The organism is Nocardia flavorosea NBRC 108225, assembly GCF_001613385.1.
Taxonomy (GTDB): Bacteria; Actinomycetota; Actinomycetes; order Mycobacteriales; family Mycobacteriaceae; genus Nocardia; species Nocardia flavorosea.
The window spans coordinates 164,280-177,232 of record NZ_BDCG01000023.1 but is presented as its reverse complement, the minus strand read 5'-3'; the positions used below and the strand labels follow the sequence as shown (position 1 = coordinate 177,232).

Genomic DNA, 12,953 nt, shown 5'->3' with positions numbered 1-12,953 from the left:
ACCAAAATCTCACACTTTCCTTACGCCACGACCATGCCCATCAACGATGACGGCAGGCATCGGTGCTGGTAGAGCATTCGCTTTCTGAACACCGACTCCTTCCCGCGTGTGACCGTTTTTGTGACCGTTTTGAGCGTGACGAGCCGGTATCCACACTGATCTCCAGTGATAACAGAGTCCCCTCACCTGGTGTTCCAGATGAGGGGACTCGTTTCGAAAAGTGCTGTCAAAAGCTACTTTTCAATCACTGAACATCACTCACTTGCACTTGGCCTTCGCCTCGCGGCGGCGGCGGTGCAGGATCGGCTCGGTGTAGCCGTTGGGCTGCGTGGTGCCCTCCAGGATCAGTTCCTTCGCGGCCTGGAAGGCGACGCTCCCGGCAAAATCCGGGGCCATCGGCCGGTAGCCCGGGTCACCTGCGTTCTGGCGGTCCACCACCGGTGCCATCCGCTCCAGGCTGGCGATCACCTGGTCGGTGGTGACCACGCCGTGCCGCAGCCAGTTGGCCATCAGCTGGCTGGAGATACGCAGCGTGGCGCGATCCTCCATGAGCGCGATATCGGAGATATCGGGGACCTTGGAGCAGCCCACGCCCTGATCGATCCAGCGCACGACATAACCGAGGATCGACTGCGAGTTGTTGTCCAGTTCCTGCTGCTTGTCGGCGTCGCTCCAATTCGTATCGGCCGCCAGCGGGATCTCCAGGATCTCGTCGACACTCGCGCGGGCACCGCCCCTGGCGATCTCGGCCTGCCGCTTGAACACGTCCACGAGGTGGTAGTGGGTGGCGTGCAGGGTGGCAGCCGTCGGCGAGGGCACCCAGGCGGTGGTCGCGCCCGCCTTCGGATGGCCGATCTTCTGTTCGAGCATCCCGGCCATCAGGTCGGGCATGGCCCACATACCCTTGCCGATCTGCGCCTTGCCGGGCAGTCCCGCGGCGAGGCCGGTATCGACGTTCCAGTCCTCGTAGGCCAGGATCCAGCGCTGGGTCTTCATCTCGGCCTTGCGGATCATCGGGCCCGCCAGCATCGAGGTATGGATCTCGTCGCCGGTGCGGTCCAGGAAGCCGGTATTGATGAACACCACCCGGTCGGCGGCGGCATCGATACATGCCTTCAGGTTCACCGTGGTGCGGCGTTCCTCGTCCATGATCCCGACCTTGAGGGTGTTGCGCGGCAGGCCCAGCACATCCTCGACAGCGGCGAACAGGTCGTTGGTGAATGCGACCTCGTCCGGGCCGTGCATCTTCGGCTTGACGATGTACACCGAGCCGGTGCGGCTGTTGGACAGCGCCACATCCGCGCGCAGCGAATGCTTGGCGATGAGGGAGGTGAGGATGCCGTCCATGATGCCCTCGGGCACTTCGTTACCCTCGGCGTCCAGGATGGCGTCGCTGGTCATCAGATGCCCGACGTTGCGGACGAACAGCAGCGAGCGGCCGTGCAACGCCAGCTCGGAACCGTCGAGCCCGGTGTAGATCCGGTCCGGGTTCATAGTGCGGGTGAAGGTCTTGCCGTTCTTGCTGACCTCTTCGGCGAGATCGCCCTTCATCAGGCCCAGCCAGTTGCGGTAGCACAGCGTCTTGTCGTCGGCGTCGACCGCGGCGACCGAATCCTCGAAGTCCATGATCGTGGTGACCGCGGATTCGATGACGACATCCTTGACACCGGCGGTGTCGGTGCTGCCGATGGGCGATTCGGGATCGATCTGGATCTCGATATGCAGGCCGTTGTGCTTCAGCAGGATCGCGGTGGGCGCGGCCGGGTCACCGATATAGCCGACGAGCTGGCCGGCATCGGCCAGGCCGATCGTGGTGCCGTCCTCCAGCCCGACCTCGAGTTCCCCGTCGACGATCGTGTACGAGGTGGACCCGATATGCGAACCGGTGATCAGGGTGACGGCGTCGTCGAGGAAATTACGCGCCCATTCGATGACCTTGTCGCCACGCACCTTGTTGTAGCCGGTGCCCTTTTCCGCGCCGCCGGTCTCCGGGATGGCGTCGGTGCCGTAGAGCGCGTCGTAGAGCGAACCCCAGCGCGCATTGGCGGCATTGATGGCAAAGCGGGCATTGCTGACCGGGACGACCAGCTGCGGGCCGGCGGTGCTGCTGATCTCGTCGTCGACGCCGGTGGTGCCGATCGTGAAATCCGCGGGTTCGGGGCGCAGGTAGCCGATCTCGGTCAGGAACTGCTTATAAGCTGAGCGATCGTAGTTCGCGCCCGGGTGCTCGCTGTGCCAGGCGTCGAGTTTGCCCTGGATTTCGTCGCGTTCGGCCAGCAGGGCCCGGTTACGCGGAGCGAATTCATTGATGATCCGCTCGGCGCCGGCCCAGAACGCGGCGGAATCGACGCCGGTGCCTGGCAACGCCTCGTTCTCGACGAAGTCGTGGAGAACGGTGGCAACCTCGAGCCCGCCGACCTTTTTCCGCTCTGTCATCTACTTGCCTCACTTCCGCGAATACCGGGTGGAAAGTCGATGGATATGTTACCGACCGGTAGTGCTGCTTCGGCCGCCGGGTGAGAGGGCGGGCGGGTGCCGCTGTCCGCTCCGGACTCTACTCCGTTGCCGACAGGCACCCGGGACTCTGTCGCGGCACCCGCGACAGCGGCTCCGGACGAACCCCGCCCACAGCAAGGGGCTCACCGGGTACCGCGCCCTGCGGTAACCACCGCGGTCTCGGTATCGGACGGCGGGGTGCCCCCGGGCGCCGCCGCCCGACCGCCCCTACCCCGGGCACTTGTGTCGTAGAGCGCACCTTCGAGCCGCGCGATACCGGAGAACATCCAGGCGGCGCCGGCCGATCGGGGCCCGGCCACATGCGACCCGGCCGGCACGGACGGTGACCGAATGCCGGTGCGGTATGCCCCGCACCCGATCGGAGTAGCCGGTGCCGGCCGGTTCCTACCGCCACCGCCCCGGGCCGGCATCGACCGAGGCACCCGCCCAAGGACGGCCGGCAGCGCAGTCCCGGAGAAAATAGGCCGACAACCGCTACTGCCCTGTGCCACCATGTATTCCACCCGGCCACCACAGGGGCGGCCGACGATTCTCAGAAGGGAGGAGTGATCTTGTATCCCATCGCACCGGCGAACAGCGCCCGGTCACGGCAGCGCACCGTATCGCAGTGCCCGCCGATGCCGGCACCGCCGGCGGACGCCGAACAGTCGCGGCAGGCGAAACCCGCCGGCGATCGCGTGATCGACCGACTCCTCCCGCAGCGTCGCTGACGCGTTCGCATTCTCTCCCCTGTTGAAGTCCGGGTCGTCCCCGGCCGTCGAAACCTGGTGATTCCTATGCCGATTCCTGCTGTCGCCGGACCGGTGACTCTCACGCCGGACAATTGGATACACAGCCGAGTGCTGGTGCTCAACGCCAGTTACGAGGCACTGGACCAGGTCACCGCCGACCGGGCAGTGGTGCTGCTGGTCGGCGGGATCGCCGAATCGGTCGTGGTGCGCCGGCCGCATTTCCCGATCCGGTCCCGGCACACCGAGATCCTGCTGCCCGAGACCATCCGGCTGGTGCGCTACCGGTACCTCGCTCACATCACCGTCCGGTCGCCGGGCAGCCGGGCTACCCATGCCGCGGTGCTGCGCCGCGACGGCAACCGGTGCGGGTACTGCGGCGACTGGGCACCGACCGTCGACCACATCCGGCCACGCAGCCGGGGCGGACCCAACACCTGGGAGAACCTGATCGCCTGCTGTGTGCCCTGCAACACCGGCAAGGCCGACCGTACCCCCGAAGAGGCGGGCATGCGGCTGCTCTGGGAGCCGCGGGCGCCCCAACCGCTGGCCCGTGAACAGCGGCAGGTGTGGAAGCACCTGGCCGCGACACCCTGAACCGATCCGCGAAAGGAGGGGATCGATATGACCGTCGAAGTGCTGGCAGATCTGCTGCCCATATCCGACAGCCACGGCTGGCATCGCGCCGCCTGCCGTGGCGACCCGAACCACGAAGCGTGGTTTCCGTATCCATCGCAGGACTTCGAGTACGCGCGTGCTGTCTGCGGCCGGTGCCCGATCCGGCCGGACTGCCGCGGCTTCGCCGAACGGACGGGCCAGTCCGGGGTGTGGGGCGGGCACGAATTCGACCGGGGAAAGATGATCCGCGAGTAACCGGCACAACCCGGTACGACGCCGGAGGCGGTGCTGTCCGCGCCGCCCCGGCGTCGTGGGCAGCGCTGTCCGTAGCGCCACGATCGGTTGTGCTCCTTAGACTGACTGCCTGTGGGTACCCATCGCAGCACCGGCTCTTCCCGGGAAATCAGCAAGGGGCCGGTGATCACCGCGCTGGTGGTCGTGGCCCTGCTTGCGGTCATTGTCGGCTGGTGGCAATTACGGCCGGATTCGGCGGGCGGGACGACCGCCGGCGGCACGTGTGCGGAAGGTCCGGCCATCCTGGATGTCACCGTCGACCCGGAGATCGCCGATCCGGTGCGCACCATCGCGGCCCGCTACAACGAGGCCCGGCCGGTGGTCCTCGACCATTGTGCCGAGGTAGTGGTCACCGAGCGGCCGGCCACCGATATGGTCGCCGCCTTCACCTCCGACGCCACCTGGAATCCCGTGCTCGGACCCCGTCCCGCTCTGTGGATTCCGGTATCGACCAGGCAGGTCGAATCGATGCGGGTGCCCGGTCTGATCGAGGGCACACCGCGCTCCATCGCATCCAGCCCGATCGTGCTGGCCGTCCCCGAAGTGCTTCGTCACGCGCTCGCCGCCACTCAGACCTCGTGGGCGGATCTGCCCCGGCTGCAACAGGGTTCGCTGGAAGCCATCGGCCTGCCGGGCTGGAACGGCTTGCAGTTGGCGCTGCCGCCGGGCGACACCACCCTGGCGGCGGCCGCCGCGGTCGCCGGCGCCATCTCCGGAACCGAGCCGCTCACCGAGGAGGCGGCGACCGGCGGGCAGGCCGTTTCCGCTGTCTCCGCGCTGGCGGCCGCCGCGCCGGAGGTGACGGACACCTCGGCGGCGATCACGGCACTGTCGGCGGACGCCCCGGCGGAGGCCGCGGTCCACGCGGTGCCGGTGACTCAGCGGTTGCTCGCCGCGAACCCCGGCGCCACCTACTATCTCCCGGCCGGCGCGGCACCCGTGGCCGACTATCCGGCCGCCGTGATGTCCGGGCCGTGGGTGGACAAGGCCGAGAATCTCATCGCCGGCCTGTTCGCCGAGTACCTGCGCAAACCGGAACAGCAACGTGATCTGATCGCGGCCGGTTTCGCCGCCCCACCGGCCACCCCGGTCCCTGCCCCGCCGCGGGTCGCGCTGGACCGGCTCCGCGCCGTTCTCGACAACCCGGTCCTCGGCGTGCACGCGACCGCCCTCGTGGATGTTTCGGCATCGATGACCACCACCGACGGCGAGCAGAGCCGGCTGACCAATGCCGTCGGCGCCCTGGCCTCGACCGTCAACGTGATGCCCCCCGAATTCGGCCTGGGGATATGGACCTTCGGTGCGAATACCGGCGGCAGCCCGTACGACGTGGTCGTCGGCACCGCCGCGCTCACCGACGAGCACCGCGGGACGCTCATGGGTTCACTGGGCGATATCGAGGCGGCGGCAGCAGATACCGACGACTGCCTCCCGGCGCTGCTGGCCGCCTATCGCAACGCGATCGAGAACTATGCCGCCGACCGCACCAATTCGATCCTGCTGGTCACCGATGGCCCGGAGGACAGTTCGGAGATCACCGGTGAGGACCTCCTCACCCGCATCGATGAGGCGGGCAACTCCGCCACCCCTGTCCGTATCGACGTCATCGTCGTCGGCGGTGCGGGCTCCGATTCGCTGCGCATGCTCACCGAGCGCACCGGCGGCAGTTACACCGTGCTGCCGAGCAGTAACGATCTCGCCTTCGGCACCGCGATGGTCGAGGCGCTCACCACCCCCTGAACAGCGCTCATCCGGGCTGCCCGCCGCGGGCGTCCTGCCAGCGATAACGGGTGCGCGGGCGACCGGCCCGGCCGTAGTCGGAGCGCCGGTCCACCACACCGTCCTCGGCGAGCCGCTCGAGATACCGCCACGCGGTGATCCGGGAAACACCGACCGATATCGCGACATCGGCAGCGGTGAGCCCGTCCGGCGCCGCGCGAACCGTGCGGGTGACCTCGTCGAGCGTGCCGGGCGCGACCCCCTTCGGTGTGCCCTGGTTCCGTGCCGGGGTGCGCAGCACTGCCAGGGCACGGTCGATATCGGCCTGGGTCGCGGCGGACTCGCCGGTGGGCAGCGCCGTCCGGTATTCGCGGTAGCGTTCCAGCTTGTCCCGAAAAGCCGCAAAGGTGAACGGTTTCAGCAGATAGAGGACCACGCCGTGGGCGACGGCGGCATGCACCAGAGCCAGGTCGCGGGCCGAGGTGATCGCAATGACGTCCGGCCGCGGCCGCTGCCCCACCAGAGTCGCCGCGACCTCGAGCCCGGTCATATCGGGCAGGCCGATATCCAGCAGCACCAGATCGACCGGTGCCTCCGTGGCCGCCGCGGCAGCCACCGACCGCAGCGCATCCCGGCCGGTCCGCGCGACCCCGACGGCCCGGAAACCGGCGATCCGATCGAGATAGGCCTGATGCGCTTCGGCGATGAGTGGCTCGTCCTCGACGATCAGCACGCTGATCATGCCCCCGCCTTCCGTGGAATGCTCACCGTGATCGCGCTTTCCGGCACGGTCGCGGTCGTGACGGCGCCACCGTGCCGGACCACCAGCCCATGAACCAGGGCCAAGCCCAGTCCGTGATGCCGGCTCTTGGTGGAATAGCCCCGTTCGGCGGCCCGCAGGAAACTTTCCGGGGGCAGGCCGGGGCCGCTGTCGGCCACCCGCACCAGCAGCGTGCTCGCATCCGCGCGCACGGTCACCTCCACCCACGCGTCGGCGTCGCCGGCCGCGGCGTCGATCGCGTTGTCGATCAGATTACCCACCAGCGTCACCGCTTCCCGGCTGGACAGCGGGGCCACCGAATCGAGACCGGTCTCGGCGGTGACGGTGAGTTCGATATCGCGTTCGGCGGCCTCGTTCACCTTGCCGAGCAACAGCGCCGCCAGCACCGGATCACCCACCTCGGCCAGAAGCCGATCGATGAGTGCCTGGGACAGCTCGAGTTCGGCGGTGGCGAATTCCACTGCCTCCCGGTAACGGCCGAGCTCCACCATGGTGACCACGGTGTGCAGCCGGTTGGCCGATTCGTGCGCCTGTGCCCGCAGCGATTCCGCAAAACCGCGCACCGTATCGAGCTCGCCGAGAACCGTGCGCAGCTCGGTGTGATCACGGATGGTGGTCACCGTGCCGTTCGCGCGCCGGCCCAGATCGACGATGTCCTGATTGACCAGCAGGACCCGGTCGGCGGTCACATGCGTTTCGTCCCGGACCGTCCGGGCCGGCCCGCGCAGCGAAACCGGCAGGTCGGACCTGGTTACCGGCCCGGGCGGCAGATCCAGCAGTCTGCGGGCCTCGTCGTTGACGACCTCCGCCTGCGCACCGGCCGGCCCGAACACCAGCAACCCCTCGTGCATCGCGTGCAGGATCGCATCGTGGTGCTCGTACATGGCCCACAGCTGCGCGGGCGCCAGTCCCCGGGTCTGCCTGTGCAGCCTGCGGTTCAGCAAAAGCGATCCGGTGGCCGCCACGAACAATCCCAGGGCTGCCACACCGAGGACGATCGGCAGCTGTTCGGCGAATCGGTCACCGATCGCGGCCCGGGTGACGCCCGCGGAGACCAGTGCGACCACCTGTCCGTCGTCGCGGACCGGTGTCACCGCGCGGATGGAAGGCCCCAGACTTCCCGTATAGGTCTCGCTGAACGTGGCACCGGCCAGTGCCCGATCGATGTTGCCGGTGAAGGGCCGGCCGATCCGCGCCGGGTCGGTATGGGTGAAGCGGGTCCGGTCGGGAGCCATCACCACGATGAAATCCACCCCGGTGGCCTTGCGGATACGTTCGGTCACCGGTTGCAGCAGCGCGGTCGGATCCGGGGACCCCACCGCCGCGGCGGTGGACGGCGCGGCGGCGACGGTCACGGCGATATCGGTGACCTCCCGGGTGGCGGTGCGGTCGCTGTCGCGGCGCGCGTCGAGCACCGCGTAACCCGACCAGAGTCCGGTGACCAGCACCAACAGCACCAATTGCAGGGCGAACACCTGTCGGGCGAGCGACCACCGGCCGGAACGCACCAATACCTCCACATGAACGAAATGCACTAAACAGTGACGGAAGTCACGCGCTGGTCCACCATTCTCCATGGGTCGCGGTGGCCGAGTCCACCGCACCCACTCACTACAACCGGGAGGAGATCAGGTCATGGACGACCGGACTCGCACGCGACGCGATCGCACCCACTGGCTCTATCTGGCGGTTATCGTCGCCGTGGTGGCCGGCATACTGATCGGCTGGCTCGCGCCGGGCACCGGCCGGGCACTGGTACCACTGGGCACCATGTTCGTCGACCTGATCAAGATGATGATCGCGCCGGTGATCTTCTGCACGATCGTGCTCGGCATCGGTTCGGTACGCGCGGCCGCAACGGTCGGCAAGGTGGGCGGTATGGCCATCGCGTACTTCCTGGTGATGTCGACCGTGGCCCTGGGTGCCGGACTGCTGGTCGGCAATCTGCTCGATCCGGGGACCGGACTGGATATCACGGGCTCGGCCGGGCAGGGCACGCAATACGCCGAACAGGCACATGCCGCTGGTGGCACAGTGGAATTCCTGCACGGCATCATTCCCACCACCCTGGTTTCGTCGCTCACCGCGGGGAGCGTGCTCCAAGCTCTTTTCGTCGCATTGCTCGTAGGTTTCGCGGTACAGGCGATGGGCTCGTCCGGCGAGCCGATCCTGCGCGCGGTCACACTGATCCAGAAGCTCGTCTTCCGGATTCTGGTGATGATCCTCTGGCTCGCCCCGATCGGCGCGTTCGGAGCGATCGCCAACGTGGTCGGCAGGACCGGACTCGACGCGGTCGTCCAATTGGGGACCCTGATGATCGCGTTCTACCTGACCTGCCTGCTGTTCGTCTTCGGTGTGCTCGGGGTGCTCGTCCGGCTGATCGCCCGCGTCTCGATCTTCAAACTGTGCCGCTACCTGGCGCGGGAGTATCTGCTCATCGTGGCCACCTCGTCCTCGGAATCGGCACTGCCACGCCTGATCGCGAAGATGGAGCATCTGGGAGTGGAACGCACCACCGTCGGTGTCGTCGTGCCGACCGGCTACTCGTTCAACCTGGACGGCACCGCCATCTACCTGACCATGGCGTCGATCTTCATCGCCGATGCGATGGGGCAGCCACTCGGCCTCAGTGAGCAGTTGGGCCTGCTGCTGTTCATGATCGTGGCATCCAAGGGTGCTGCCGGGGTCACCGGCGCCGGTCTGGCCACCCTTGCGGGCGGCCTGCAGAGCCACCGGCCGGAACTCCTCGACGGTGTCGGGTTGATCGTCGGTATCGACCGGTTCATGTCCGAGGCGCGGGCGCTCACCAATTTCTCCGGTAATGCGGTGGCCACGGTGCTCGTGGGTACCTGGACCGGAACCATCGAGCCTGCCCGGGTCCGTGACGTCCTGGATCGCAAACTGCCGTTCGACGAGCAGACGCTGGTGGACGAACACGGCGACGAACCGGCTCCGCCGACGGGGACCGAACCGAAGGCCCTCGTCCCGTCCTGATACCGGGAGCGCGCCGCCCCGGCACCGGAGCGCGCCGCCCCGGCACCGGAGCGGGCCGGGCGGCACGCCTCGCCGCCCCGGCGCAGTCGGTTTCCGGCACCGATCGCGCTCACTGGACCCGGCCGTATCGTGAACCCCGCGCCCCTACCCGGGACGCGGGGTTCGTCGGCTCATCGGTCGGTGTAGGCATCCAGCGGCGGGCACGTGCAGACCAGATTGCGGTCGCCGAACGCGCCGTCGATCCGGCGCACCGCAGGCCACACCTTGGCGCGGGTATGCGCGAGCCCGTGCGGATACACCGCGACCTCCCGGCTGTAGGGGTGATCCCAGTCGGCGACCAGGCAGGCTGCCGTATGAGGGGCGTTGCGCAGCGGGCTGTCCTCCACCGGCCACTCCCCCGCGGCGACCCGGTCGATCTCGCCGCGGATGGCGATCATCGCGTCGGCGAACTCGTCGAGTTCGGCGAGATCCTCGCTCTCGGTCGGCTCCACCATGAGGGTGCCTGCCACCGGGAAGCTCATGGTGGGGGCGTGGAAACCGTAGTCGGCCAGCCGTTTGGCGACATCGTCGACAGTGACGCCGGTGCGTTTGGTGATCTCGCGCAGATCCAGGATGCATTCGTGCGCGACCATATCGCCGGCACCGGTGTAGAGCACTGGATAGAACTCACCCAGCCGGCGTGCCAGGTAGTTCGCCGAGGCGATCGCGGTGAGGGTGGCGCGGCGTAGACCGTCGGCGCCCATCATCCGGATATATGCCCAGGTGATCGGCAGAATCGACGCCGACCCGTAGTTCGCTGCCGAGACAGCGTGCGAATCGGTGACCAGTGGATCCCCGGGCAGGTAGGGCGCCAGATGCGAGCGCACCGCGACCGGGCCGACACCGGGACCGCCGCCGCCGTGCGGAATGCAGAACGTCTTGTGCAGATTGAGATGGCTGACATCACCGCCGAACCGTCCCGGCCGGGCCAGTCCGACCAGCGCGTTCAGGTTCGCACCGTCGACGTAGACTTGTCCGCCGGCGTCGTGGACCAGCGCGCACAGCTCGGCGATCTCGTGCTCGTATACGCCGTGCGTGGACGGGTAGGTGATCATGATGCAGGCCAGCCGGTCGGCATGGTCGGCGATCTTGCCGCGGAGATCGTCGAGGTCGACGTCACCGTTGGCCCGGCATTTCACCACCTCCACGCGCAGACCTGCCATGGCCGCCGAAGCGGCGTTGGTGCCGTGGGCGCTGGACGGAATGAGGCAGGTATCGCGGCCGGTATCACCGCGGTCGAGGTGGTAGCGCCGGATGGCCAGCAAGCCCGCGTACTCGCCCTGGCTACCGGCGTTCGGCTGCAGGCTCACCGAGTCGTATCCGGTGATCTCGGCCAGCCAGCGCTCCAGATCGTCGATCACGCGCCGAAGGCCGGGTGCATCGGTGGCCGGCGCGTAGGGGTGCAGCCGGGCGAAGCCGGGCCAGGTGATCGGCTCCATCTCCGCGGTCGCATTGAGTTTCATGGTGCAGGAGCCGAGCGGAATCATGCTGCGGTCCAGCGCGATGTCCTTGTCCGACAGCGCCCGCAGGTACCGCACCATGGCTGTTTCGGTGTGATACCGCTGGAACACCGGGTGAGTGAGGAACTCCGAGGTGCGGTCGGCGATATCCGCGCAGGCGGGTTCGGCGGGCGCGACGCCGAACGCGTCCAGGACCGCGGCGATATGGTCGCCGGTCGTCGCCTCGTCACAGGCGACGGCGACGTGGTCGTCGTCCACCAGGCGCAGGTTTATCCCGCGCGCCGCGGCCTTGGCGACCACACTTTCGGCGTGCCCGGGCACCCGGGCCAGGACGGTGTCGAAATACCTGTCGTGCACGAGTGCCTGCCCCAGCGCGGCCGCGAGCTGCTCGGCATGCCCGTGTACCCGCCGCGCGATGGCCCGCAACCCGTTGGCGCCGTGGTAGCAGGCATACATGCCGGCGACGATCGCCAGCAGCACCTGCGCGGTGCAGATGTTGGAGGTGGCCTTCTCCCGGCGAATATGCTGCTCCCGGGTCTGCAGCGCCAGCCGGTAGGCAAGGGTGCCGTCGGCGTCCTTGGACACCCCGACCAGGCGGCCGGGCAGCTGCCGTGCCTGGGCGGTGCGCACCGCGAGATAACCGGCATGCGGGCCGCCGAAGCCCATCGGCACACCGAACCGTTGCGTGGTCCCGAAACAGATATCGGCGCCTTGCTCCCCGGGCGGGGTGATCAGCGTAAGGGCGAGTAGATCCGCGCCGGCGGCGACCAGCGCGCCACGCTCATGGGCCTGCGCGATGACGCCGGTCCAGTCCACCACACGCCCGGACGCCCCCGGCACCTGCACCAGCACACCGAAGAACTCGCCGCCGGGCAGCCCGTCGCCGGCCAGATCGGCCTCGACGATCTCGATGCCGAGCGGTTCGGCGCGGGTCGTCAGCACGGTGCGGGTCTGCGGGAACAGATCGCTGTCGACCACCAGACGGGTACCGCGACCGCGGCCTGCCCGGTGCATCAACGTCATCGCCTCGGCGGCCGCGGTGGCCTCGTCCAGCATCGACGCGTTCGCCACATCCATACCGGTCAGATCGGTGACCATGGTCTGGAAATTGAGCAGCGCTTCGAGCCGGCCCTGACTGATCTCGGGCTGGTAAGGCGTGTAGGCGGTGTACCAGGCCGGATTCTCCAGCAGGTTGCGTACCAGCACGGGCGGGGTCAGGGTGTCGTAATAGCCGAGCCCGATCATCGAGGTGGCGACCTTATCGGTGGCCGCGAGCGCGGCCAGTTCGGCCAGCACCTCGTGCTCGCTCGCGGCCGGCGGCAGGCCCGCGAGCGGGTCGGTACCTGCCGCGGGTGGGTAGGTGTCGAGGATTCCGGCGGGCAGCGCGGCGGCGACGAGATCCTCGGCGGAGGCGATACCGATCTCGGCGAGGATATGCGCGAACCCGGCGCCGTCGGGTCCGATATGCCGGTCTGCGAAGCTCTGGGTCACCACGACTCCCTGGTAGGACGGCCGGCCGTACGGCCGACACAGGGCCCTCCCCCTCTGTCGCGGCGCCTGAGAGCTTCGGCGGCCGGGCCAGGGGGCCGGATCGCCTTTCACCTTGGGCGGGTGGCCCGCAGCCACCACTTTCCAGAGGCGCCGGTTCCCGTACGGTCCTGGTGCCTGAGAGATTGACGGGGAGGTGCTGCTCCTTCGGCGCCCGGACCCTCAGCGGACCCGGGGCTCTCCCGTACGGCTACGGCGCCTCGATATCTTAGCCCGGCGGCCGAACCGAGCGGCAACGCACCCGGAAGGTGTCCC

General features: G+C 68.2%; 8 protein-coding genes and 2 riboswitches. Of the genes, 4 read left to right on the top strand and 4 right to left on the bottom strand.

Annotated features, from left to right (window positions below; genetic code table 11):
• Nucleotides 1-258 precede the first annotated feature (258 nt).
• Entirely contained in the window at nucleotides 259-2,436 is a 2,178-nt protein-coding gene (locus tag NFL01S_RS30100) for a malate synthase G (RefSeq protein WP_062979687.1), read from the bottom strand.
• Nucleotides 2,437-3,293: 857 nt separating this feature from the next.
• Between NFL01S_RS30100 and NFL01S_RS30095 the strand changes: the two genes are divergently transcribed.
• The 3 genes from NFL01S_RS30095 to NFL01S_RS30085 all read left to right on the top strand — a co-directional run bounded on the left by NFL01S_RS30095 (nucleotide 3,294) and on the right by NFL01S_RS30085 (nucleotide 5,897).
• Nucleotides 3,294-3,842, top strand: a complete 549-nt coding sequence (locus tag NFL01S_RS30095) for an HNH endonuclease (RefSeq protein WP_062979686.1) — start codon at nucleotides 3,294-3,296, stop codon at nucleotides 3,840-3,842.
• A 27-nt stretch (nucleotides 3,843-3,869) separates the two neighbouring features.
• Nucleotides 3,870-4,118 (top strand): WhiB family transcriptional regulator, encoded by a 249-nt coding sequence (locus NFL01S_RS30090; RefSeq protein WP_033242055.1) that lies wholly within the window; start codon nucleotides 3,870-3,872, stop codon nucleotides 4,116-4,118.
• 111 nt (nucleotides 4,119-4,229) lie between these two features.
• Entirely contained in the window at nucleotides 4,230-5,897 is a 1,668-nt protein-coding gene (locus tag NFL01S_RS30085; protein ID WP_218019642.1) for a VWA domain-containing protein, read from the top strand.
• Nucleotides 5,898-5,904: 7 nt separating this feature from the next.
• Here the strand turns inward: NFL01S_RS30085 and NFL01S_RS30080 are convergent, their stop codons facing one another.
• The gene (locus tag NFL01S_RS30080; RefSeq protein WP_062979685.1) at nucleotides 5,905-6,618 is read right to left on the bottom strand and encodes a response regulator; all 714 of its coding nucleotides are present in this window, start codon (nucleotides 6,616-6,618) and stop codon (nucleotides 5,905-5,907) included.
• Nucleotides 6,615-8,165 (bottom strand): sensor histidine kinase, encoded by a 1,551-nt coding sequence (locus tag NFL01S_RS30075; RefSeq protein ID WP_062979741.1) that lies wholly within the window; start codon nucleotides 8,163-8,165, stop codon nucleotides 6,615-6,617. The genes NFL01S_RS30080 and NFL01S_RS30075 overlap by 4 nt, the downstream gene beginning before the upstream one ends.
• 127 nt (nucleotides 8,166-8,292) lie before the next feature.
• Between NFL01S_RS30075 and NFL01S_RS30070 the strand changes: the two genes are divergently transcribed.
• Nucleotides 8,293-9,651, top strand: a complete 1,359-nt coding sequence (locus NFL01S_RS30070) for a cation:dicarboxylate symporter family transporter (protein ID WP_062979684.1) — start codon at nucleotides 8,293-8,295, stop codon at nucleotides 9,649-9,651.
• Nucleotides 9,652-9,821: 170 nt separating this feature from the next.
• Here the strand turns inward: NFL01S_RS30070 and gcvP are convergent, their stop codons facing one another.
• On the bottom strand, nucleotides 9,822-12,641 hold the full coding sequence (gcvP, locus tag NFL01S_RS30065; RefSeq protein WP_157117098.1) for an aminomethyl-transferring glycine dehydrogenase: 2,820 nt from the start codon (nucleotides 12,639-12,641) through the stop codon (nucleotides 9,822-9,824).
• Nucleotides 12,642-12,692: 51 nt separating this feature from the next.
• A riboswitch (glycine riboswitch) is annotated at nucleotides 12,693-12,789 on the bottom strand.
• Between the two features lie 4 nt (nucleotides 12,790-12,793).
• Nucleotides 12,794-12,893, bottom strand: a riboswitch (glycine riboswitch).
• Nucleotides 12,894-12,953: the final 60 nt, after the last annotated feature.